This is a genomic window from Virgibacillus dokdonensis (assembly GCF_900166595.1).
Lineage (GTDB): Bacteria > Bacillota > Bacilli > Bacillales > Amphibacillaceae > Virgibacillus > Virgibacillus dokdonensis.
The window spans coordinates 1,199,884-1,224,578 of the sequence record NZ_LT745763.1; the positions used below are offsets into that span (position 1 = coordinate 1,199,884).

The window sequence follows — 24,695 nt, forward strand, 5'->3', positions numbered from 1 at the left end:
TTTAAAAAGATGTCTTAAGATCCCCTTAAGGTAGACAGATTAAAATTTAAAATCTGTTATCACCTTCAGGGGAGTTTTTTTATGTATAAGAAAAACGAAGGTGTTTTTCCGCTATAAGGTTTGGCGAAAAGACCCGTTTTTCTAACATGTTATTGCTTTTCTCTTTTTTCTTTTCCAGTGATGAAGATGGTTGGAGACTTAAATTCCCTCGACATACGCAAGTCATAATTAGAAGCTTTAACAAATGACCACGCTAATAGAAACATGATGAAAATTAGTGGGAAACCAGCAACAATACTAGCTGTTTGCAATGTTTCTAAATCGCCGATAAACATTAAGACAAGCGGTAGTAAACAGAGCATAAATGCCCAAAATAAACGGTTCCAACGTAATGGTTCTCCCGTTACTTGTTTTTGAACAACAGATGCCAAAATATAAGATGAGGAGTCAAATGTAGTTGCTAAAAATAGAATAGCTAAAATAGAGAAAGCAGCGACAACAATATTGGACATAGGCAACTGGTGAAGGACTTCAATAATGGCTGCTGGAGCACCGTATTCATTCATAAAGCTAATAACATCGAACGCCCCCGTTAGTTGAAGATAGAGACCGAAATTGCCAAGTATACCAAAGAATAGGACACATCCGAATGTGCCGTATATCATCGTTCCTAAAACCATTTCTTTAATAGTGCGCCCTCTGGAAATACGGGCGACAAATAAACCTACAAATGGTGCATATACAACCCACCAAGCCCAATAAAAAACAGTCCATGACTCAGGGAAACCTGTTTCAGTAAATCCGCCAAAATCTCTAAATGGTTCTAACCATGTAGCCATTCGAAAGAAATTATCAGCTAGAATTCCTAGACTATTAAAAGTTGTTTCGCTAATAAACAAAGTTGGTCCAAATATAAAAACAAATGCCATCAAGAGAATGGTTAACCAAATACTGATATCACTTAGCACTTTAATCCCCCGGCGTAATCCAGAATAAGCACTAATTGCAAAAATAATTGTACATAATATCATAATGGCTGCTTTTAAGCCTAATGTAACAGGGATACCTGTTAAGTCATGGACACCTTCAGCAATCATAGGAGTTCCTAAAGCTAATGTTGTACCTGCGCCACCCATAAGGCCAAATATAAATAAAATATCAATAATATTGCCTATCGGTCCATCAACAAACTTTCCTAAAACAGGTCGCACTGCTTCACTTACTTTTAACACAGGTTTTTTTCGTACATAGTAAAAATAAGCAATTGGTAAAGCAGGTAATGTGTAAATAGCCCAAGCAATAGGTCCCCAGTGAAAGATTCCATAAGCAGAGGCCCATTCTACAGCTTCATTTGATTTCGGAGTTGCACCAAATGGGGGTCCTTGGTAATAGTAAGCCCATTCTATCATTCCCCAATATAGAATACTGGAACCAATACCAGCTGCAAATAACATAGCAGCCCAAGAAAATGTGCTAAATTCTTTCTTATCCTCTCTATTTCCTAACTTTATACGTCCGTTTTTACTAAAAGCGACATAAATTAAAAAAAGGAAACAGAAAAGCCCGATTAATAAATAAAGAATTCCAAAGTTACTTGTCATAAAGTTATTGGCTAAACCTATAACTTCAGCTCCAGCCTCTGGGAAAAATATAAGCGGTAGGGAAACCCCTAATAAAATCACCAGTGCCCCTAAAAATGTTGGCCAATCAATTAGTTTAAATCGCATTCAAAATCAAACACCTTTCTATTATTAATGTCATATTTTGCCGATTTTTAAGGACTCTATTAGCTTAACAAAGTAGGCATAAACAAACAACTGGCAAAAAAGTTCATAAAATAATTATTTTAAATGATTTATAAGATTTACGTTTGAGAATAGTTCATTTCCTTAGATATACTTTTATTTACTGCTAATACGTAGCAGTATATTCGATAAATTACGTAAGACGTTATCTCTATCATCTTTGCACTGTAAGAAAGCATAAATTTCAGTTTATATAATAAGCTGATTTTACTAAAAAGTGAAATGTTTTTTGGTGGAACAAAAAAAGTATGCAAGTATGAGGCATATTCTTAATAAAATGTACGACTAAGCTGGTGTTATTTGCACTATAGGGATAATGTAAGGAATTATAAAATGAGTAAACGGACAGCTTTTATGACTATAAATCAATATGTCCAGGTCTTCTACATAAAGCTAATGCTGAATGAAAAAGCTGCGGGGACCAATCATTTGGAGACAACGCATGTGATCTTGTTACATAATAGTCATGCCTATTTAAACAAATTGTAACGATTTTGTGATAGCTAATAGACTAGCGATACGTTAAGATATAGTAACTTGTCTGATTAAAGATAAATTTATTTTTCACTGTAAGAAAGCATAAAATTTTTAGGGTTTATAGTTTAAGAAAAACGACGCGTTTTATCGTCATAAAGACTTTGGCGATAGCCAAAGTCTTCTAATGTACTATATGAAAGTAGAAAATTTTAAGATTGATAGTCTAGTCTTAACTACGGTTTTACCATAAACATGTGGAAATAAGGACTTTAAAAATAAAACAATAAATTTCGCTTTAGATTCGTTAAAGGCTATGTTTTTAAGATAAATAAAAAGTTTAAAATTAGATGCTTAGGGATAACGAAAAAACCGAACAACCACGTCCGGCTCCATCGCCCAGCAACTAGGCGACTTCACTCCATTGAATCGTTCTATTCGCTACGTTGCTAAACGGGCTCCCCGAGCCTTTGTTCTGAAAACGGCGAAAATTGTCGAATGCAGATGTATTTTAATCAATATTTGCTTAATAATATTTATAAAGATGGTGAAAACATCATGAAATATATAAAGGCTTTAAATAATTTTAAAAAATCGGCACTCATTTTTCAAAAACGAAGTAAAAATTTAACTATAAACAAATGTAGGGATCTTTTTGGACAACTTCTGATGAAGGAGAATACGCCCAAAAAAGTTTGTAGCAAAACGAAATTTATATTATTCAAGGGGGCTTTTCCTATATGTTAAATCATATAAAAAAAGACGCACCTCTTGAAGAACTGGTTGTAATGGCACAACATGGTGAGCAATCCGTTCAAAATTATTTACTTAAAACGTATCAGCCATTTGTCGCAAAATGTGTTTCAGAAGTGTGTAAACGTTACATAGATATAGCAAACGACGATGAATTTAGTATAGGGCTCTGGGCATTTAATGAGGCAATTAAATCATATAATAGGGAAAGGGGGAGCTCTTTTTTAGGGTTCGCGAAACTAGTTATTAAACGAAAAGTAATTGATTATATTCGCTATACACAAAAGAATCCTACTGTGTTATCGTTAGATGAAATATACGACGCAGATTTATTAGAAAATCCCACCGAAATACTAGCCGTAAAGAAACAATATCAATTGGCACAAGATTCTTGGCATAGAAAGCAGGAAATTTTAGATTTTAAAGAGAAACTAAAAGTGTACAAGCTAAGTTTAGCTGAGCTAACGGAAGTAGCTCCAAAGCATCGAGATGCGAGAGAGTCTGCCATTCATACAGCTAAGGTATTGTATGAAGATAAACCTTTAAGAGATTACGTATTAGCAAAACGTAAGTTACCAATTAAACAACTTGTTAAAAAAGTCGATATAAGTAAAAAGACAATTGAGCGAAACAGAAAGTATATTTTAGCTGTTTTTATTGTGCTTACAGAAGATTATTTATATTTAAAGGACTATTTAAAGGTGGTGAAGCAGTGAATAAAGGAATAATTATGGAAAAGCGCCGTGAGTATATGATTGTACTGACTAAAGATGGCGCTTTTCATAAAGCTATACCAATAAAAAGTGTAGATATAGGTATGGAGGTGTGTTTTGACCCACTTTCAGATCAAAGGAAGCTGATGTTTATGCAACGAAAGAAGCAGCATCATAACTTTTTTAGCTTCCTTGCCTTTGTAAGTATGATATGTTTATTTGTATTGCCTTTTTATTTTGTAGCGGATAATAATAGAGTTTATGCTTATGTAGGAATTGATATCAATCCTAATCCTAGTATTGAATTTAAACTGGATGAGGATTTACATGTACAAGGAATACGTTCAATTAATGACGAAGCTAAACGAATATCTCAACACTTAATGAATTATAAAGACAAAAATGCAATCGATGTTATTCCATTATTTATTGAAAAGGTAGAACAAGCAGGTTTGACCAATAAGAATAAGCAGGTGATTATAGGAATTAGTTCGTTACAAGAAACAGACGTAACTTTGTTTGAAGAATTAAAGGAAAAATCAGTTTCTTTACAGGGATGGAAAATAACTACTGTGAAAGTCCCAAATGAAATTAGAAATGTAGCAGAAGCGCAAAACTTATCTATGAATGAGTTAATGGCAAAAGAACTTGCAGAAAAAAACCCCATGCGTATCCAGTTTAAAAACGTGGAAGAATTGAAAGAGGAAGACAGAGCAATTATACAATCATTTTATAATTACTAATTAACAACAATTACGTTGTTAATTATAAGAGAGCTGCTGTTTATAACAGCAGCTCTCTTATAATTTCATAACTGTCGAAGGGTCATACTTCATAGCGTGGTCTAGATAGTAAAGTAAATTGTCATGCGATTCCATTATTTTTCTTTCATCAAGGGAGTAGTGGAAAGCATGTAAAAATAATTGGATTTTTTTCGACAACATGTCATCATTTGTTCGAACCATAAGTACGAGCAAATCGTCCCAGTATCCCCAAAGTGTATAGTAAAGTGCTTTATCATAGTCAGGTATATCCATATTTTTTCCCCTCCTTAAAGATAAGGGTTACTTCCCCCATATAAATCCTACGCTTTTTTCTTGATGGGAAAAAAGCGAAGCAGTAATTCATTCAAAACCAGTTAAGCAGGACCTATCATAAAGGTATTAAGATGGAGTGGAGATAAAAAATCTCAGCATAGAGGATTTCCTTCTTTTTTAGCATTCCCGTATTATATATATATTGTCTAAAAGAAAAATGGTGTATTTGCCATAAAAAGGTGGTTAGAGAACGTATAATCCTTTTATTTTGCTCCATACTAAGGGCAAAACAAAGGAGGTAGAACATAGATGAAACTGAAACTATTTACTTTCATCGCGATTCTTGGTTTAGTATTAGCAGGATGTATGAATGGTAATGACACCAATAAGGAAAATGATACGGCTAATGATAATGTAGAACAGACAAGGTACAATAATACGGGGGATGGCATGACTGGTGACCGAGATTACGACATGACAAGACAAGCGGAGCGTGATCAAGAAAGAAACAATAACCGTAATAATGAAAGCCGTTATGAAGTATCAAAGGAGTCTGCTGAGAGAATCACAGAAGAAATTGATGAGATTGACACAGCATATGTATTGACAATGGATAACAATGCATACGTTGCAGCAGGGTTAGATACCAATGATACGAACGTAGAAAACAAAAACAAAGGAAACAATACGGCAAATAATATGAACAATGTAGATGAAGGTAATGATCTCACAAATGATGTGAAATCTAGAGTGAAGCAAATTGTTCAATCCGTTGATGCTGATATTGACAATGTATATGTCTCGACAAACCCAGACTTCGTTAATTTAACACAAAACTATGCAAACGATGTGGAGAATGGTGAACCTGTTGAAGGATTTTTTGACCAATTTGGCAATATGGTAGAACGATTATTTCCGCAAAACCGCTAATTAAAAGGAGTAAGCCTTAAAAAGAGGTTTACTCCTATTTAAGTGCGCCCTGCATGGGCGAAAACTTGGTGGTGAAAGTCCACTACAGGCTTGGCAGTAGGAACTGTTAGCGAAAGACAAGGTGGCTATCGCAAGGTAGTGGCTGAAGGAAGTCGGACGCAAACTCCTGAACTGACGAACAGAAACTAGATAGAAGGCTGAATTAGGTCGGATAAGGTTGCCTAACAAACTGAAGTCCAATACTGCCCGAAACCTATACAGTAAATCTAGCAGTTACATGGGAGGAAAGTTTTCGCTCTTACCGGGGGAGGTCTTGTGAGGGTGCAGTGGGAGTTGAATGATAACAAACCAGCACAACCAAGACGATGACGTCTTGGTGAATCACAAGAAGTCAGCAGAGGTCATAGTAATGTTACTTGACGAAACATGAAGGACCGAACAATAGTCGTTTTGAAAGCTCTAGGAGGTGTGTAAGGTGCGACAACTGCAGAAAACAGGAGAATCTGGCTATCGGCAGAGAGATAGTGTGGAACATGAAGGGTATGTCGAAGCGCATAGTGGCTTACATGGTGAAAAGAACAATCAAAATGGTGTATCCAATCTGTTTGAAAGAATCCTGTCAAGGAACAATCTCAATCAAGCTTACCTTCAAGTCGTCAGAAATAAGGGGGCAGCCGGTGTAGACGGTATGACGTGCGACCAACTACTTCCATACTTGAAGGAACATAAAGAGGAACTATTACTCCAGTTATATCAAGAAAAATACAAACCGCAACCCGTCCTGCGGGTTGAAATCCCGAAACCAGACGGTGGAAAGAGAAAACTGGGGATTCCGACAGTCATCGACCGGATGCTTCAACAAGCGATTAACCAAGTGCTCCAACCAATATTTGAACCAAAGTTCTCCGATAATAGTTTTGGGTTTCGTCCAAAACGTAGTGCACATCACGCCATCATACGGGCGAAATCGTACTACGAACAAGGGTACAAATATGTGGTGGATTTGGATATGAAATCCTACTTCGATACGGTAAATCATGACAAACTGATGTATTTCGTGGAAAAACAGATAGATGATAAGCGCGTGCTTCGCTTGGTAAGACAGTACTTATTGAGTGGAATTATGATAAACGGTATCTTTGAGAAATCGGAAGAAGGAACGCCGCAAGGTGGAAACTTATCGCCGTTACTCAGTAATATTTATCTGAATGAATTAGACCAACGATTAGAAAAGCGTGGTCACAGATTCGTCCGCTATGCGGACGACTGTAATATCTATGTGAAAAGCAGGAGAGCAGGATATCGGGTAATGGATAATATAACGAACTTTCTTGAGAAGGATCTGAGTTTAACTGTTAACCGAGAAAAGAGTGCGGTTGGAAGTCCTTTGAAACGTAAGTTTCTTGGCTTCTGCTTATTAGCTACGAAGAAGGGTGTCAAAATTCGTCCGCATAATAAAGCGAAAGTGACCGTCAAAAGGAAACTCAAGCGGATCACCAAACGCAATCGTGGACGACATCTCGAAGTGATTCTTAAAGAAATCCAACAACTTATGACAGGTTGGATAAACTACTATGGCATAGGGGAAATGAAAGGATTTATAAAGAATCTCAATGGATGGTTGAAGCGAAGAATTAGACAATATCTCTGGAAGCAGTGGAAAAACCCACGCACAAAAAGGAAAAATCTAATTCGCTTAGGTATCGATAAACATAAAGCTTATGAATGGTCGAATACAAGAAAGGGCTACTGGGTTATATCCAGTAGTTATGTACTCCATCGTTCATTAACAGATAAAGAACTGGCATCGAGAGGATATAAAGACATCGCTCTACAATACCAGTTCGTACACTCAAACTATTGAACCGCCGTATACCGAACGGTACGTACGGTGGTGTGAGAGGGGCGAAAAGTTACTTAACTTTTCCCTCTACTCGATTTAGTACAAAATTTCCCGGGAAATGATAATGCTGTATAAATACGGAATAAAAAATGTGCCCCCTTTAGTAATATAATGAGAATATGCTAAAATATATATAATTATCCTAAAGGGGGCTCCGTCATGAGTGAGCAAGTATTGCAATACTTGAAGACTAATCGAGCGTATTTTCTGAAACGGCTTTTTGAATTTTTAGAGATACCTAGCATTAGCACAGATAGCAATTATAAGAAAGATATGGAAAAAGCAGCAGACTTCATTGTTACATATTTGCAAGAGATTGGCTTTGGCTCAGCTGAGAAACAGCCAACAAATAACCATCCGCTTGTTTATGGTGAATACAATGGTGCTGGAAAAGATGCGCCGACAGTGTTGTTCTATGGACATTATGATGTGCAACCAGCTGATCCAATGGAATTATGGCATAGTAACCCATTCCAACCAGAAATTAGAGACGGAAGGCTATATGCACGAGGTGCAAGTGACGACAAGGGACAAGTATTTATGCATTTGGCCGTATTTGAAGCTTTTTTAAAAACAGAAGGAAAACTACCTGTGAACGTTAAAGTATGTATTGAAGGTGAAGAAGAAATTGGTAGTGAGAATTTATATAACATATTGCAAGAACACCAAGAACAGTTTTCGGCAGATTTTGCAGTGATATCTGATTCGGGGATGGTTGCTAAAAATCAGCCAACCATTTTGTATGGCTTAAAAGGATTCACAGGATTGGAGATTACCGTAAAAGGGCCGGACCATGATTTACATTCTGGCATGTATGGTGGGGCAATTAGAAATCCAATTATGGCATTAAGCCACATTTTATCCTCCATGAAAAATGAAGAAGAGTTTATTACAGTCGATGGCTTTTATGATGATGTAGAGCCTTTATCAAGTAAAGAGAGAAAAATGATGGCAGCTGCACCTAGTGAAGATTTTGCTAAGTCCGCTGGTGTAAATCAAACTGTTTCCGAAAAAGGATATACACCCGTCGAACATACAATGGGCCGTCCAACTTTTGAAGTGAATGGAATATTTGGTGGTTACCAAGGAGAAGGAACGAAGACAATTATTCCCTCTTCTGCAACAGCTAAAATTACTTGCCGCTTAGTCCCAGGGCAAGATCCTGAGATAGTCCAAAAATTATTGGAAGATCATATTTATAAGGTAGCGCCTTCCGGTGTGGAAGTTCATGTGGAAAAAGAAAAGTTATCCGCTAAAGCTTATAAAGTAGAACCAGATCATCCGTTAATAAAAAAAGCAGCAGAAGCATATTCAAAAGCTTTTCAAGCTGAGACAGTGTATGTAAGAATGGGAGGTTCCATACCTGTAGTAGAGTGGGTGGAAGCAATATATGGGATGCCTATTGTATTACTAGGTTTTGGAACGCCAGAAGATCGTCTCCATTCACCTAATGAAAGTTTTCCTTTGGATAGCTTTGATAAAGGGATGGAAACCATTGTCTATTACTGGAATTCAGTAGGTAATTAAAGGAGACTTTGTTAACTGTCTAATTAAAGTAGTTATCTCAACTAAATGAATAATTTTTGCAAGTAACATATGTAAACATTTTTTTACGAGAGGGGGATAGGTCATGGATTATGCAATTGTTACAGGAGCTTCACAAGGATTGGGAAAAGAAATAGCTAAGTTGCTATTGAGTTATGGAGTATATGTAATCGGTATCTCCCGAAGTAAGATTACTGATTTACACAGTGTAGCTGATAAATATAAGGTTACCTTTCAAAGTATTGCTTATGATTTAGTGGATGTAGCGAATCTAGAAGTTCTTCTTGATACAATCACTACAAAGCATATGAAAAATGACGTTAGAAAGCTTTATCTTGTGAATAATGCAGCTGTTATTGAACCGATTAATCAGGGAACTCATATATTACCTACGTCTTTAAATTACCATTTTCAGATTAATGCTGTCGCGCCAATGGCATTAACGAATTTGTTCTTACAGTTTGCGAATCAAAAACAAATTCCACTAACTTGTTTAACAGTGACTTCTGGTGCTGCTGAGAAACCGACGTTTGGATGGACTGCTTATTGTAGTTCTAAGGCTAGTGTAAACATGTATACAAAAACCATTGCTAAAGAGCAAGATGAGCTAAATACGAAACATACTATCATTGCTTTCAGTCCAGGTGTTATGGATACGGAGATGCAAGCACAAATTCGTTCCAGTGAAAAATCTGCATTTCAAGCAGTAGACACATTTAAAGCGTACTATGAAAATAAACGGTTGCAACATGCAGAAAAAATCGCCTCTATAGCTACAGAGATCATGTTAGACAATAACATAGAAAACGGACGAATATATTATGCACGTGATTATTTATCTTAAAGGCTAACGTCAAGATTTTGGAAGAAGTTTAAGTCAAGTTTTTCTAATCATGAATATATGCTGCCCATATTTTACTGTTTCTCTCCCATTTTTTATTAATTGTCATATAATACATTAGTTAGTGAAAAGAGGAGGGGACTGAATGGGTAAAGAAGGTTACGGCTATGGCGGAGGTTTCGCCTTATTAGTTGTACTATTTATTTTATTAATTATTATCGGTACTGCTTACACTGGATATGGATGTTGCTAAAAAAATGCAGAGAATACTCTCTGCATTTTTGTACTATAGGAAAGTATAAAAGTTTAAAGGTTTATAGTTTTTGATTTGTCAAATTAAGCGAGACAACATGCTTTTATCAAAATCCTGACCGACATAATCTATGAAACACTCCATTGGTGTTTTGTATTTCAATGATTTCCTTGGTATGTTATTCCGTCGGAGTGCAACCTCAGAAATATACTCTTGTGACACAGGATTAAAGTCCATTTCTTTTGGTAGCCCATTCTTTCTCAGAAGACCGTTGGAATGCTCATTTAGCCCCCTTTGGGATGGCGTTCCAGGATCTGCAAAATAAATATCAACATCTTGTTCATTGCTGATGGATTTCCAATTGGAAAACTCTTTCCCGCAGTCAAAGATAATGGACTTAAATAAGTGTTTTGGTAATCGCTCAAACCATTGATTGAGCGATGTTTCAATATTGGTTGCCTGTCTACCAGCTGGTTTAATTGCGATGATGCATTTTGTTAAACGCTCAACAAGCGTGATGACAGCGCTCTTGTGATGACGTCCCACAATGGTATCTCCTTCTAGATGACCAAATTCTTTCTTGTAATTTGGGTGATCGTGATCACGATCAAGGATGGTGCGGCGAAATTTTTGTTTTCCTCTTCTTTCCTGGTGACCATTTGGTTTGCGTTTGCCTTGCATAGGTAAATCATTTTGGTTAAATTCGCCTGATGAAAACTTTCGATAAAGCGTGCGCATGCTGCAGGAGATAGTCTTTTCGTTTCGTCCGATTATTACATCAGGCGTCCAGCCATCGCGGACTTTTTCATGAATATAGGCTTTTTCGTTAGGTGTTAATTGAATCTTTTTACGACCACATGTCGCTTTATTCGCTTGATATTGTAGATAAACGTCTATCGCAGTAAGTCCTTCTTTCAGTTGTCTAATAACACGATAAACAGCTTCATGGCCGCGCTTTAATTTATTGGCAATTTTTCGACCAGAAAGGCCGAATTCATGATATTCCTCTATGAATACCAGTTCTGTTTTGGTAAGATGGGTGTAGGACATGTCAGATACACTCTCCTTAACTTTGGTTGGTTATTCGTTGAGTATATCATGACATGTCTTTTTTGGTGTCTCGCTTAATTTTACAATCTAGGGTTTAAGAAAAACTATAGCTTTTACCATAATACTTGGCAATAAGTCAAGCTACTCGTATGCATACTTATATTGCTATAATGTATCTAATTCGTTTTAGATTTTCTTCATTTATGATACACTTTTATATGGGTGAAAATCGCAAACGAAAAGTACAATCATTCACTAGTACGTTATCCTACAATTCTCTGATTGTAGACTACAAACTTGTTTATTACTGGCAGTTGGATCATCTGCAACTTCTCCTGTTTAATGAAGTAGATGTCTTACTGCCAGTTGTATGCACAAATGTAATAAAGTGACGGTGTATTTCTATTGTATACGTACCTTGAATAGTTGCTTTAAGGCAAAAAAATTGACTATCTAAAGACGAACAGGAAAGAGAGGAAATGTAATGATTACAAGAAAAAGTAAACGTGAAATAGAAAAAATGCAAAAAGCTGCTGATGTGTTAGTAAAATGCCATAAAGAAATTGCCAAAATAATAAAGCCTGGAATTACGACGATGGAGATTGATGCATTTACAGAATCATTTTTAAAGAAACATGGTGCAACTCCTGAGCAAAAAGGGTTTAATGGATACCCTTATGCTATATGTGCCTCCATTAACGATGAAATTTGTCATGGTTTTCCTCGCCACGAAAAGCTAAAGGATGGGGATATTGTAACGATTGATATGGTTGTAAACGTCGATGGAGGGCTTGCCGACTCTGCATGGACATATGCGATTGGGAATGTAGATGAGAAAGGTCTTCGATTGATGGAAGTTACAAAAACATCGCTGTATAAAGGGATAGAGCAAGCACGTGCTGGCAAGAGAATTGGCGACATCGGCCACGCCATTCAGCAATATGCAGAAGGGGAGGGCTTTTCCGTTGTGCGCGATTTCACTGGTCACGGTATTGGTCCAACCCTACATGAAGATCCACACATCCCTCATTTTGGGTTACCAAATAAAGGGTTACGTTTAAAAGAAGGGATGGTTATTACAATAGAACCGATGATTAATGAGGGAAGCTGGCATAGTCAAATGGATAGCAATAATTGGACTGCCAGAACCATTGATCAGGGTCGTTCTGCACAGTATGAGCATACGATAGTAATAACAAAAGATGAACCCATTATACTTACAGAGCAAGATAAATGATTTTTAGAAAAACTACGGCGATCGCCAAGTTGTTATGGCTGTAGCCGTATTTTTTCTTATATTATAAATTAAAAAAACGTATAATTTTCTATCCCTTTCTCCAATTATTTTATATCAAAAAATTGGTTATGATAAAGTCGATGTAGCAAATGTGAAATTTGTAAAGTCGCATTATTATAATTTCGCTTGAGTTTCATGAAAAAGTCGCTGAAGTTCACAACTATCCACGAGTTGCTACATCTTTTTATCATTGCTACTGTTTTTTATTGCTTTGGTTTCATACGGTATTGAAAGTGAAAGCATCTTGTTTATTTTTTAGAAGCTTCAAAGGACTTCCCGCTGAAAAACATCGTAATAATTGGGCTTAACAGGCAGAAAAAAGCAAATGGTAAATAGGTTAAGACAGAGACACCTAGAACATCAGCAATAAATACCCCACATACACTCCATGGTACGAGTGGATTAATAACTGTCCCAGCATCTTCTAAAGTACGTGCTAGCACTTTTTTCGGTAGTTTCGCTTTTGTGTAAATCGTTTTGTACGTTTCGCCTGTTAGCATGATCGAGAGATATTGTTCACCAATTAAAATATTAACTCCAATAGCTGTTGCTGCTGTTGAAACGACAATAGAACGGACGCGTTTTAATTTTTCTTGTAATGCTAATAGTAATGTAGGAATGATTCCAGTTACAAATAATAGCCCACCAAACCCTAAAGCCAAAATAACTAAGGAAATCGTAAACAGCATACTGTTAATTCCACCTTTTGTAAGTAGTGAATTAACTGGCTCAAAATCTGTTGTTGCAGTGTAACCATTAAACCAAATGCTCCAAATTTCATTCCACGCTAGATTGCTTGTAATGGCGGCAAAAGCCGTAGCAACTAAGCTACTCAGCGAAATAGAAATGAAAGCTGGTATCCGGAAATACGTACAAATTATTAGCACAATTAGAGGAATCCAAGAAGTCCAATGAATTAAATTCGTTGCCTCCAAAGCTTCTTGATACGCTTTTCCACTTCCGATAGATGTTGAAGTTGCTTCTGGTGAGAGAAGAGCGAATATAATAAACGAAATAATAAAGGCAGGAATTGTCGTTAAACTAATATGCTTAATATGCTCAAACAAATCTACACCTACTACAGTTGATGCAAGATTTGTCGTATCGGAAAGGGGTGACATTTTATCTCCAAAAAAAGCTCCTGAAACAATAGCACCTGCTGTAATTGCCATCGATGCTCCCATAGCATCCCCCATACCAATAAAAGCTACTCCAATTGTGGCAGTTGTTGTTAATGAACTTCCCATAGAGACGCCGATGATTGCTGTAATCGAAAATACAACAGAATAGAACCAAGTAGTGCCAATAAAAGAAAAGCCAAGGTTAATGAGTGCTGGAATAGTGCCACTAATCATCCAACTGCTAATTAGAATACCGATGACAAAAAATAGAAATACAGCACCCATTCCCGTTTTAGCACCTTCTACTAGACCATGTTGTAAATCAATAAACGATATCTTGCGAATAAGACCGTAGGCAAGTAATAGAAAAATACCTAAAATAATTGGAATATGTGGATTTGTCCCCAACTTAATAATAAAGAAGCTAATTAAACTAACAATGATAATAAAAAATGCAATGGCACCTACTAAAGTTGGTTGATGTTTTGGTTGAATTGGAAACATGATTATCATTCCTTTCTGTCTGTCTTTGAAGTTATTTTTTTGCACCATAGGCAAGCATAAGATTTTTAGTTTGTAGTATAAGAAAAAACAAGGCTATCTTCATCAAGGCTTGGCGATAGCCAAGTTTTTCAAATAATTGTTAGATGTATATAATCGTATTAATGCGAAAAAGGCATTATTTAAATACAAAAAAGCCCCATCCCTAATGAAGGGACGAAGCTTAACTCCGCGTTACCACCCAACTTGCTGGTATATACACCAGCCGCTCGATTTATTCTACCTTTTACAAGCGAATGTGTACTTCGATCAAATTCCTGCCAGAGTTTACACCAACCACTCTGTCTCTATCATAGCTGCTCAGAAAATGTCTACTAAATCATTCAAGGTTGTATTATGTTGTTTTCAGGTAAGTCATATTTGATGTTTAAAAATTCTGTGTCCATTCAAATGAAGCGTGCACGCTTATTTTTACACTATAGCCAAATTCTTCAAAAATCATTGTTGCAACAAAATAATTTTTGAAGATTATTATTGAATATAACTGTGAATTGCAATTTTGTCAATACAAAATATACAGAAGTTAATCTTTTTAATTTATTTACTTTAAGGTATAATAGCAAGAATTATATTTTGGGGGGGGAACGTATTAGGTACAAAATATACAGAAGTATATAATGAATCTCATCAGCTATGATACAAAGAGGTTTGTTAAGGGCTTTCCCATTATGGTTGGATATATTCCAATAGCAATTACATACGGTGAATTGGCAAAACAGGCAGGGGCGTCGCTAACAGAATGGACATTAGTGAGCGTGCTTGTGTTTGCTGGAGCTAGTCAATTTATGGGGGAGAATATGATAGCGGTAGGAGCCGGAGCACTTGAATTAATTGTGCTCAATTTTCATGAGTTTGTCTTTTATGATATTAAAATGGAAACTTCCCATGTCGATGGGGCTAACAGATGAAATTTTTGCAGTTACAGCTATGTATCCAAAAAAAGCAAGCATCAAGCATGGCGTTTATTTTTATGGTGCAATTTTTCTCACTGCCTTTTTCTCATGGGTTATCGGTTTTTGAATTTGGAGGTAGGTCTATTTTTGAGCTTATGTATGTGCTTGTATACATGACCTTCCTCTAAAAAATGCCATGTCTTGTGGTGAGGGTAGAAGTGCGTAACATGCAAAAACCCACCACTCAAAAATTTCTCTTACAGAACTAGACAGGGGAACAATGTGCTACTACTGACACCGTAACAAGACATAGGGGATGGGGTAAGCAATACAGAAGAACATTCCCCCCACCGTCAATTTTAAACCTTTTACTTTCTTCTGTGGAGAACCTATAAGATTTAATTTAAAAATGATCGATTTTTTCTAAAAAGTTTGGTAAGGTTCAATGTGAATTTGCGCATGAGTAATATGGTGTTCTTTATATAAATATCTTTCAATTCGTTCGGTAATAGCATGGCTTTCTTCTACATTAAGGTTTGGGTCAACCAATATTGTAATATCAATAAATGCTTGATTACCGTGAATTCTTCCTTTAATATCATACAACTGTTTTACATCAGGGTCTTTTAATACACTTAATTTTATTTTTTCTATTTGTTTCTCATCAAAACCATCTGTTAATGTATGTGTAGCATCTTTAAAAATATCCCAAGCTGTTTTACAAATAATAAAACCTACAACTAATCCTGCTATTGGGTCTAGCCAAAACAAGCCAAACTGAGCACCGATAATGCCGATAAAAGCACCAATACTAACTAATGCGTCGGAGCGGTTATCTTGAGCAGCCGCATATAATGCAGAACTTGCAACAGCTTTGGAAAGACGTAAATTGTAAAAATAAACCATAAACATGATGATAGCAGCTACTAGTGCTGTCCAAGCTGTTAGCATATCAGGCTGGACATAATGTTGCTTTAAGATAGATTGGACTGTTTCTATAATTACTTGAATTCCTACTAACATCATAATAAAAGCAGCAAATAAAGAAGCAATCGTTTCTGCTCGGAAATGCCCATAATGATGATCCTCATCTGGTGGTTTGCGAGATATTTTTAGACCGATTAAAACAGCTATGGAAGCAACAACATCTGATGCGTTGTTTAATCCATCGGCACGTAAAGCTTCAGAATTTCCAAGTGCAGCAACTACTAATTTGCTAGCAGCCAATACGATATATGCAAAGATGCTTATCCAAGCCCCTTTTTCTCCCTTTTTTAAGTTATCCGAATGATTCATTATACGGACCTCCTGTTTTCTGGCACATAACTGCACGTTTGATGTACGATTTAGTTTCAGCTGAACATATGTGAACGATACATCTTTAAACAACTTCTTTCCCTATTCGAAAGTCCCCAACTATACCTTTAAGATTCTACCAAAGGCGGTGCTGGTGAGTCTAGAGAAAAATTGAAGCATGCAACTATATGTATTGAGTGAGTGGAAGGATGTTTCATTAGGGAAAAAGAGGAAATTTTGCTTTTTCGTCACTTACCTATTGAAATTTTTCTAAAAATTTAGGATAATAGTGAAAAGGAACAAGGGGGAAGTGTTCCATGAAAAAGCAGAAGATTGTATACCAATTCTTTCGATACAATGGAAAAAAGGTAAAAGCGAAACGAGAAATTACGTTTGAACTGCGATTGTCTAGTCGTCTGCTTTTGGATGAAATATGTTTTAATTATAATAAGGCATATCTTGAGAAACAAATTAATCGTTCCATTGATGAAGGGAATAAAAATGCTTTTGTGAAATGGAGTAAAGCGTATAAAACCTTCCTTTGGGAATAATTAGTAAATGTAGCTGCCTTGCCAGTTTGGTAGGGCGGCTTTTTTGGTGATTTTTATCAGATATGAATGGAAAGGTAAATTAAACGTTGAATATGCCCTTCTTTTGAATGTTAATCTACGGTCTTTTGGATCCAATCTACTAACGTAAACAGCGCCCCATCCGCATAAATCCGATCTCCCCATAAAAGAGCGTCACGTGTCAAGTCTTCCCGTTGTGTATTATATTTAGCATCTAAAAGTTCGTGAGTAGCATTCGGTAGCATCACCAATTCATAATTTGTCTTGCCCATATCATTGAAAATCGCTTTATATGTGTTATAACTCTCTTGTGCGTCCACATTTAAGTCGTTTTCACCGAATAATCCAAGAAAAGGTACTTGAATATCTTTTATACCATCCGTTGCGTTTGCCTCGTGGTTAAGATAAGTAAATTGAAAACGCTCTTTTGACATAGATTTTCCATAAGCCATGTGGTTTACAAAATTCACGTAGTCTTCATACGCGTTTTGTGCAATTAAAGTATCTAATTTTCTAATATCCTTTAAATATGCCAGCTTTTCCTGTTTAGTAAATCCTTTTTGATTGGCGATATGACTTTCATAGTAAATGTGTTGCTCCATCCAATCGATAGCTCCACCAATAACGACCATGAAATCCATTTTCGTTTTATCTTTTGCGAGTTCAGATGTTACCCATCCGCCTTGCGAAAACCCTATAACGCCAATGGTATTAACTTGCGTTTCTTTTCGAAGCATTTGCATAGCAGATTCAATTTCCTTTGCCCTATCTTCCATAGTTTGAGAGAGCCAATCGCCTTCAGAGTCTCCTATCCCTGCTTTATCAAAAGAGAAACAAGCAATATTGTTTTTTAATAAAGCGTTCATTATAAATGCATAGTCCCCATTTGAAGTCCGATTTTGTGGTCCGTCTCCATGTATAAACACAGCAACATCATATGGTGGGGGGGACTTAGGTAAATATAACGACCCGGATAACTTTACTCCAGAAGCTTGGAACTTCATAGGAACTTCCTGTTGGGATTGAATCTCGAATTCATTAAACCGAGAAATAAGGAAAACAACAATTAAAATTACGCCAATACCTACGCCTAATGTAAGTTTTGCACGAATGTTCATTTCTTTTCCTTTTCGCGTATTGGTAATACCATTGCTGAAAATCCGCTTACACCAAATAAATCTGCCGCCCATCGAGGCATTTTTTCGTGTTTTTTTTGTACAAGTCCAAGCCGTTCGTAGAGTGCTTTAGCCCGTGGGTTTTCATCAATAACGTGCAATTTTATACTTTCATACCCTTCTGATTTTACAAAGGTGAATAACGCTTCGAAAAGTTGACTACCGATGCCTCTGCCACGATAAGTAGACTCAATAGCAACACCGTTCATTAGTAATTGTTTGGCATTGTCCGATTTGTGATTAAAAAGCAATTGTAATAAAGATGCTTTATAGATCCCTCGAATAGCACCAAATGTTTTAATGAAGCTAGAAATCTTTAATTTTATCAAAGCTTGATTGTCAATGTGAAACCCCATTAGTCCTACCAATTGGTTGTTTTCGTTGTAGGCACCAAAACAAAACTGAGAATCCATACATTGTTCAAGTAGACCTTCAATAACCTCTCTATTACCCACGACTTTGGAAAATTTTCGCTCAAAAGCTTCGCTATATAATTTTGCTGCTCTTTGTCTATTGGATTCCTCAAACCCTTTTTTAATCGTATACATTTTATAGTCTCCTTTAATAATTTAATTGTGTAATGCCAGCATAAGGCGTCCTGCTAAATGGTGCCCTAGGGAAATGGATGGTTTCGACAATACCGTCAAAAGAGCATAATCTTTCGTATTATACTTTTTATTTGCCGCATAAGCGAGCAACTTTTTTAAGGATTGTTCGATTGCTTCTTCATTATTAAATGAAAAGTAACAGCATAAATATAACTGATCTTCCAGTGAAAGGGAGTCTTCCGATTCTTGTAATGCGTTTATTTTTCCCATAACAAATTCCTCATCTTGGAGAAGCCAAGCTGTATCGTCATCCTCTAAAAAATCAGTTAGAGAAATTTCATTGTTAAAGTAAGGGTTAAACCACCCTGTAATTTTTTCCATTACAATCGAAGAGCTAGCTTTAGTATGGAAATTTTTTGAGGCAATAATTGCTTCATCCAGCTCTCTTTTTATATTTTGAAGCTCCGTAATATGACTTTCCAGCATTTTAGATGTATCTAGCATTAAATCAAGATTATTTTCAATAGAATTATCTTGATGAATTTTCAAGATATTATCTATGGACATTCCGCACGCTCTAAGCAAAACAATACCTTTTAAGCGTAATATTGATTCTGTATCAAAATAACGGTAACCATTTTCTAATCGATCTATTTTAGGAAGTAAACCAACTTTTTCATAATAGTGAATGGTATGAATCGAGATTTGAAGCAGTTTTGCTACTTCGCCAATAGAGTATGTATCTTTCATCTTGGACCTCCTCGTAGATGTGTTATTCCGTTGTCTGTTTACAATTTGTCGTATTATCGTACGTCTTTGGCTTATAGTATATACCCTAGAGTTACTCTAAGGTCAATAGCAAAAAATCGAATCGTACAAAAAATTTCCATTTATAATACGTCATTGTTAAAATATGAGTAAAAACAAAATCATTAGAATATTGTATAAATATAACTGTTCATGTATTAAAACATGGTTTACAATAAAAATAAAGTCCTGCATAAGAACAAGAAAAATATATCTATAACGTGAAAGGAGATGTTACTTTGGATAGAAGTGTTAAATTTTTGTAAATAACCGACGTTTTCATTCGTACTTTTGTTATGCTAATTGAAAAGGAGGTTGAAGCAAAATGAAGAAAAAGACCACCCTTAGTTGGGTGCTTTACGATTTTGGTAATTCTGCTTTTGCAACAACGGTTATGGCGGCGGTTTTACCGGTTTTTTATTATGATGTCGCAGCAGTTGGTGCAAATCAAGATTTAGCGGCTAGCTTTTGGGGGTATTCTCAATCTATTGCTGTGTTAATCGTAGCTATTTTAGCACCAATCTTAGGGGCAATTAGTGATTATTCAGCTGCGAAAAAGCGTTTTTTGCAGTTTTTTGCATATATGGGAATGATCGCTAGCATTTTACTTGCTTTCGTTGGTGAAGGAGACTACATATTTGCATCTATACTACTCATTATTGGAACGATTGGGTTTTCAGGGGGGAATGTTTTTTACGATGCATTTTTACCTGAAATCGCCAAAGAAGGCGATATGGACAAAGTGTCTGCTGCAGGTTTTGCTTGGGGATATATAGGTGGCGGAGTGCTCTTAGCGATTAACATACTAATGATTTTAAAGTTTGATTGGTTTGGAATTGCAAATGCTACAGCGGCGAGTCAGCTAGCTTTTGTAACCGTCGGAATATGGTGGTTTTTATTTTCACTTCCACTTTTTCGTAATATTCACGAAGAAAAGAAACAAGTTGTAAAAAGGGATAAATCGTATGTAGCTATTGGTTTTTCTAGAGTTGTTACTACATTTAAAGATATAAAACAATACAAGCAATTATTAATCTTTTTATTAGCTTTCTGGATGTATAATGATGGCATCTCTACTATTATAAAAATGGCTACCATTTATGGAAGAGACATTGGAATAGATGGAAACAGTTTAATTGTAGCTTTATTAATTACTCAATTTATAGGCATTCCTTGTACTTTTTTCTTTGGGTGGCTTGCGAGTAAAATAACTGCAAAAAAAGCCTTGTTGATTTCTTTATATGCATATACAGGTATCGTATTACTTGGATATTTCATGACATCAGCTTTGCATTTTTATTTGCTTGCTATTTGTGTAGGGGTTGTACAAGGGGGAGCACAGTCATTAAGTAGATCGATTTATGGTCGTATGGTCCCGGAACATAAGCACGCTGAGTTTTTTGGTTTTTACGGTATTTCCTCTAAGTTTGCTGCTATTTTTGGGCCGTTCTTATTTGGACTTGTGGGGCAGCTTTTAGGATCAAGCCGTTATGGAATTATCTCTTTACTCGTCTTTTTCATTGGCGGTATCCTTTTATTAAGGTTTGTGAATATAGAAAAAGGTATTGCGGACGCTGCAAGGCAAAACCCCGCTTCAGAAGCTGGGGTTATACTAAAATAGTTACATGCAAAGTGCATGATATGTACCTATACGATTGGATCAGCATATTGGTTGGCTAGTTTTAGCGCAAGACTCTTGCCTGTATCATAAGATATATTGCCAATTTGAAGAGCTAACTCATGATACAGCTCATCATGTTGTTCTTTCCAATAACTATGAACAGTAGTTAAAATTTTTACCCCTTCTGCTTTTGCCTGTTGATATAGTTCAATAAAGCTTTTGTTGCTTGGTTCTCTTGTTGCGGGGTGATACCAAGTATTTTTTTGCTCATTTAAATAATCCTTCTTATTTTCCACTGGTTGTTGATGAGAATAGGATGAAATAAGGGAAGGGAGAAGACGGTTCTTCCACCCATATGGATCTGATAATATTTTTAAGGCTAATTTCATATCTTTATATGATTTTTGAATATAGAATGGAGTTGCTTTTAATTCTGGATAGTGTTTATTAATTATTTGATAAAGTAAGTGAACAATTTGTTTATCTAATTTTCTTCCAACGTCAATTTCTTTATAAACCGGCGTTTTCCATGTCTTTAAGTTGTTGAACTTATGCAGCATCAACGTATCAATAATGATTTCTAATTTTTGGTGTTTATTCCCTTCATAACCTGCGTAGTAATGAATGTATGGATGTGTATTGCGATCCAATATATGATGTGTAATAAAGCCAAATACATAAGCTTTTACTTGGTTATCCTTTCTTTTAGCTGTGTGTATTAAATCAAGTAAAAATGGCCCACATTTTGTTTCATGTAATGCTAAGCCTATTTCTTGAGCTTTTCCTTCTTTCATCCATGGCCAAAAACGGTGATAAAAGAAAGGATCAGGCCCTTGGGCGCCTAATTTCATCATGGGTTCGTAACTTGGAAATTGATGTGTTTTTGTTACCGCATCAGCCATTTCTTCACAAAACATAATATGAGTCCAAATATTGGGCACGATTGAATCCTCCTTTAAAGTATTCTCTAACAAAAGCAAATATCCTTACTGTGCATAAAATTTATGGAAGGCATCTTTTACATATTATAAAAGATATTCTTCAAAGAAGGGAATAAAAAGCCCGTACAATTTTGTGTCCTATAGAAAAACTTGGCTTGTCACCAGAAAGTTTTGTTTTTTTAAAAGATAAGAAAAAATATAAAATTTGTTGCTTTGGCATACGGATTTAACGAAATAGCCTCGTCCGGCTCCAGCGCTCAGCAACTAGGTGACTTCACTCCATTGTCCTAAGATAAGTCATTCATCGGTTCGTTCCTCACCCTGATTCCTTTATCTCAGTTGATTCGTTCCACTCGCTACGTTGCTAACCGTGCGCTTGCGCCTTTGTTCCACTATAGGAAAGTATAAAAGTTTAAAGGTTTATAGTATAAGAAAAACTACGCCTTTCGCCATCAGGGCTTGGCGATAAGCCAAGTTTTTCTAATTTAATACTTTCCTATAAGTGTAAAAAACAAATGTATAAAGTAAACCTGTAATCAGCGCGGTTTCTTTTATTTCCAACCCTTTGTTTGTAACCAACAGGTATGACCTTTAGACCTTTTATAAAAAAGGGATTAAGGTATTGTTATTTTTTACTTACCCAGATATCTTGTAGTGGTAGTCTTACAACACTTTATATCCAGAATAAATTTAAAACCTTGTTAATGTAGGCAGGCTTTATAATTAAATTTAAGCTATTTTCTGATACAATAGAAATGGAGTATTTAACATAGGGAGGATATGTACAATGGAGTATCGTATAGAAAAAGATACGCTTGGAGAAATTCATGTACCAAAAGAAAAATATTGGGGAGCGCAAACACAAAGAAGTAAACAGAACTTTCCTATTGGTAAAGAGACAATGCCATTAGAAATAATTAAAGCGTTTGCGATTTTAAAAAAAAGTGCAGCTCTTGCAAATAAAGAACTAGGTCTTATGGAACCAAAAAAAGCGGAAGCAATTGAAGTAGCTGCAGATCAAATTGTTCGAGGGGAATTAACAGAACACTTTCCTTTGGTAGTATGGCAAACAGGTAGCGGTACACAATCAAATATGAATGTGAATGAAGTTATTGCACATGTAGGGAACAAATGGTTGAAAGAACAAGGAAGTGAATGGACTTTACATCCTAATGATGAGGTGAATAAGTCTCAAAGTTCCAATGATACATATCCTACAGCTATGCATATAGCATTTGTTTTGAAGCTGGAGGATAAAGTTCTACCTGCTTTACGTACATTAAAAGATACACTTAAAGTAAAGATGGACAACTATCAAGATATTGTGAAAATTGGCCGGACTCACTTGCAAGATGCTACGCCACTAACGTTAGGACAAGAAATTAGCGGCTGGCACCGCATGCTTGAAAAATCAGAAATGATGATCGAGCAAAGTACTACTTATTTAAAAGAATTAGCAATTGGTGGCACCGCTGTTGGTACAGGTTTAAATGCTCATCCAGAATTTTCGGAGCGAGTGTGTAAGCAGATAAATGCCGCTACCGGTAAAAACTTTATCTCCGCTCCGAATAAATTCCACGCTTTAACGAGTCATGATGAGTCTGTTTATGCACATGGCGCTTTAAAGGCATTGGCTGGTGATTTAATGAAAATAGCTAATGATGTGCGCTGGCTTGCTAGTGGACCAAGATGTGGAATTGGCGAAATTAATATTCCAGCGAATGAACCAGGAAGTTCCATCATGCCAGGCAAAGTAAACCCAACGCAAAGCGAAGCAGTTACGATGGTTGCTACCCAAGTGATGGGAAATGATGCAACTATTGGTATTGCAGCTAGTCAAGGTAATTTTGAATTAAATGTCTTCAAACCAGTAATCGCATATAATTTCTTACAATCTTGTGAGCTTCTGGCAGATAGCATATTATCATTTGATGATCGTTGTGCAAAAGGAATTGAACCGAACTTAGAGAATATTGACAAAAACTTAAAAGATTCTTTAATGTTAGTAACAGCATTAAATCCACATATTGGATATGAGAATGCAGCTAAAATAGCCAAAGCTGCTTTTGAAAATAATGCAACATTGAAAGATACAGCAGTCAAATTAGGCTTACTTACCGAAGAACAGTTCGAACAATATGTAAATCCTAAGGAAATGACTTATCCAAAGTAAATGAAAAATCGGCTGTTGCACCACAGATGTCTGATGGTGCAACAGCTTTTTTTAGTCTAGGAAATTATAAAAATTTTGCACGCTGTGGATAAACTTACTAAGTTATTTAGCCACGTCCGGCTCCAGCGCCCAGCAACTAGGCGACTTCACGAAATCGCCCTACGATAAGTCATCATCGGTTCGTTCCTCACCGTGATTCCTAAAACTTTAGTTGCTTCGTTCCACTCGCTACGTTGCTAACCGGGCGCTTGCGCCTTTGTTCTACTATAGGAAAGTCTAAAAGTTTATAGTATAAGAACAGCATTTTAGATTATACGAAACAAATACATAGCTATTGGGTCTAATTACATATCCACTTTATAAAAAACAACCCTATTATTTACCAACTC

The 24,695-nt window shown here is 36.1% G+C and carries 21 protein-coding genes; 12 read left to right on the forward strand and 9 right to left on the reverse strand.

Annotated elements, in window-relative coordinates:
• Positions 1–149: 149 nt before the first annotated feature.
• A complete protein-coding gene (locus tag B2C77_RS07105) occupies positions 150–1,727 on the reverse strand; it encodes a BCCT family transporter (protein ID WP_077702993.1) in 1,578 nt (525 codons plus the stop codon).
• 1,292 nt (positions 1,728–3,019) lie between these two features.
• Here B2C77_RS07105 and sigI point away from each other — a divergent pair.
• Together sigI and B2C77_RS07120 are read left to right on the forward strand one after the other, a co-directional pair.
• On the forward strand, positions 3,020–3,748 hold the full coding sequence (gene sigI / locus B2C77_RS07115; RefSeq protein ID WP_077702995.1) for an RNA polymerase sigma-I factor: 729 nt from the start codon (positions 3,020–3,022) through the stop codon (positions 3,746–3,748).
• A complete protein-coding gene (locus tag B2C77_RS07120; RefSeq protein ID WP_077702996.1) occupies positions 3,745–4,488 on the forward strand; it encodes an anti-sigma factor domain-containing protein in 744 nt (247 codons plus the stop codon). Before sigI ends, B2C77_RS07120 begins: the two co-directional genes overlap by 4 nt.
• A 57-nt stretch (positions 4,489–4,545) precedes the next feature.
• Here B2C77_RS07120 and B2C77_RS07125 read toward each other — a convergent pair whose 3' ends face one another.
• A complete protein-coding gene (locus tag B2C77_RS07125) occupies positions 4,546–4,782 on the reverse strand; it encodes a YhdB family protein (protein WP_077702997.1) in 237 nt (78 codons plus the stop codon).
• Positions 4,783–5,091: 309 nt separating this feature from the next.
• Between B2C77_RS07125 and B2C77_RS07130 the strand changes: the two genes are divergently transcribed.
• The 5 genes from B2C77_RS07130 (at position 5,092) to B2C77_RS07150 (ending at position 10,254) form a co-directional block, all read left to right on the forward strand.
• On the forward strand, positions 5,092–5,712 hold the full coding sequence (locus tag B2C77_RS07130; RefSeq protein WP_077702998.1) for a YhcN/YlaJ family sporulation lipoprotein: 621 nt from the start codon (positions 5,092–5,094) through the stop codon (positions 5,710–5,712).
• A gap of 475 nt (positions 5,713–6,187) precedes the next feature.
• Positions 6,188–7,576, forward strand: coding sequence for a group II intron reverse transcriptase/maturase (gene ltrA, locus B2C77_RS07135; RefSeq protein WP_077702999.1), 1,389 nt, complete (start codon positions 6,188–6,190; stop codon positions 7,574–7,576).
• Positions 7,577–7,774: 198 nt separating this feature from the next.
• Positions 7,775–9,142 (forward strand): dipeptidase, encoded by a 1,368-nt coding sequence (locus B2C77_RS07140; RefSeq protein WP_077703000.1) that lies wholly within the window; start codon positions 7,775–7,777, stop codon positions 9,140–9,142.
• A gap of 103 nt (positions 9,143–9,245) precedes the next feature.
• On the forward strand, positions 9,246–10,004 hold the full coding sequence (locus B2C77_RS07145) for a (S)-benzoin forming benzil reductase (RefSeq protein ID WP_077703001.1): 759 nt from the start codon (positions 9,246–9,248) through the stop codon (positions 10,002–10,004).
• A 142-nt stretch (positions 10,005–10,146) separates the two neighbouring features.
• Positions 10,147–10,254: a YjcZ family sporulation protein gene (locus B2C77_RS07150; RefSeq protein WP_073006017.1), complete on the forward strand. Its 108-nt coding sequence runs from the start codon at positions 10,147–10,149 to the stop codon at positions 10,252–10,254.
• Positions 10,255–10,332: 78 nt separating this feature from the next.
• Here the strand turns inward: B2C77_RS07150 and B2C77_RS07155 are convergent, their stop codons facing one another.
• Positions 10,333–11,304 carry an IS30 family transposase gene (locus B2C77_RS07155; protein WP_077702006.1) on the reverse strand — a complete coding sequence of 324 codons (972 nt, stop codon included), beginning with the start codon at positions 11,302–11,304 and terminating at the stop codon, positions 10,333–10,335.
• Between the two features lie 484 nt (positions 11,305–11,788).
• Here B2C77_RS07155 and map point away from each other — a divergent pair, with 484 nt between their 5' ends.
• Positions 11,789–12,541, forward strand: a complete 753-nt coding sequence (gene map / locus B2C77_RS07160; RefSeq protein ID WP_077703002.1) for a type I methionyl aminopeptidase — start codon at positions 11,789–11,791, stop codon at positions 12,539–12,541.
• 308 nt (positions 12,542–12,849) lie between these two features.
• Here the strand turns inward: map and nhaC are convergent, their stop codons facing one another.
• Positions 12,850–14,226 (reverse strand): Na+/H+ antiporter NhaC, encoded by a 1,377-nt coding sequence (gene nhaC / locus B2C77_RS07165; RefSeq protein ID WP_077703003.1) that lies wholly within the window; start codon positions 14,224–14,226, stop codon positions 12,850–12,852.
• 725 nt (positions 14,227–14,951) lie between these two features.
• Here nhaC and B2C77_RS22490 point away from each other — a divergent pair.
• Positions 14,952–15,191 (forward strand): AzlC family ABC transporter permease, encoded by a 240-nt coding sequence (locus B2C77_RS22490; protein WP_367112729.1) that lies wholly within the window; start codon positions 14,952–14,954, stop codon positions 15,189–15,191.
• Between the two features lie 408 nt (positions 15,192–15,599).
• Here the strand turns inward: B2C77_RS22490 and B2C77_RS07175 are convergent, their stop codons facing one another.
• Entirely contained in the window at positions 15,600–16,472 is an 873-nt protein-coding gene (locus B2C77_RS07175) for a cation diffusion facilitator family transporter (RefSeq protein WP_077703004.1), read from the reverse strand.
• Positions 16,473–16,789: 317 nt separating this feature from the next.
• Here B2C77_RS07175 and B2C77_RS07180 point away from each other — a divergent pair, with 317 nt between their 5' ends.
• A complete protein-coding gene (locus B2C77_RS07180) occupies positions 16,790–17,023 on the forward strand; it encodes an IDEAL domain-containing protein (protein WP_077703005.1) in 234 nt (77 codons plus the stop codon).
• Between the two features lie 110 nt (positions 17,024–17,133).
• Here B2C77_RS07180 and B2C77_RS07185 read toward each other — a convergent pair whose 3' ends face one another.
• The 3 genes from B2C77_RS07185 to B2C77_RS07195 are packed head-to-tail and all read right to left on the reverse strand — an operon-like array spanning position 17,134 to position 19,514.
• Positions 17,134–18,159 (reverse strand): alpha/beta hydrolase family protein, encoded by a 1,026-nt coding sequence (locus B2C77_RS07185; RefSeq protein WP_176087290.1) that lies wholly within the window; start codon positions 18,157–18,159, stop codon positions 17,134–17,136.
• Positions 18,156–18,764, reverse strand: a complete 609-nt coding sequence (locus B2C77_RS07190; protein ID WP_077703007.1) for a GNAT family N-acetyltransferase — start codon at positions 18,762–18,764, stop codon at positions 18,156–18,158. The genes B2C77_RS07185 and B2C77_RS07190 overlap by 4 nt, the downstream gene beginning before the upstream one ends.
• 21 nt (positions 18,765–18,785) lie before the next feature.
• Complete coding sequence (locus tag B2C77_RS07195; protein WP_077703008.1) at positions 18,786–19,514, reverse strand: MerR family transcriptional regulator; 729 nt, start codon at positions 19,512–19,514, stop codon at positions 18,786–18,788.
• 382 nt (positions 19,515–19,896) lie between these two features.
• Here B2C77_RS07195 and B2C77_RS07200 point away from each other — a divergent pair, with 382 nt between their 5' ends.
• Positions 19,897–21,192: an MFS transporter gene (locus B2C77_RS07200; protein ID WP_077703009.1), complete on the forward strand. Its 1,296-nt coding sequence runs from the start codon at positions 19,897–19,899 to the stop codon at positions 21,190–21,192.
• Between the two features lie 26 nt (positions 21,193–21,218).
• On the opposite strand, the gene B2C77_RS07205 is transcribed toward B2C77_RS07200, so the two are convergent.
• Entirely contained in the window at positions 21,219–22,133 is a 915-nt protein-coding gene (locus B2C77_RS07205; protein WP_077703010.1) for a zinc dependent phospholipase C family protein, read from the reverse strand.
• Positions 22,134–22,920: 787 nt separating this feature from the next.
• On the opposite strand from B2C77_RS07205, the gene fumC reads away from it, so the two are divergent.
• On the forward strand, positions 22,921–24,306 hold the full coding sequence (fumC, locus tag B2C77_RS07210; protein WP_077703011.1) for a class II fumarate hydratase: 1,386 nt from the start codon (positions 22,921–22,923) through the stop codon (positions 24,304–24,306).
• The last annotated feature ends 389 nt before the right edge of the window (positions 24,307–24,695 follow it).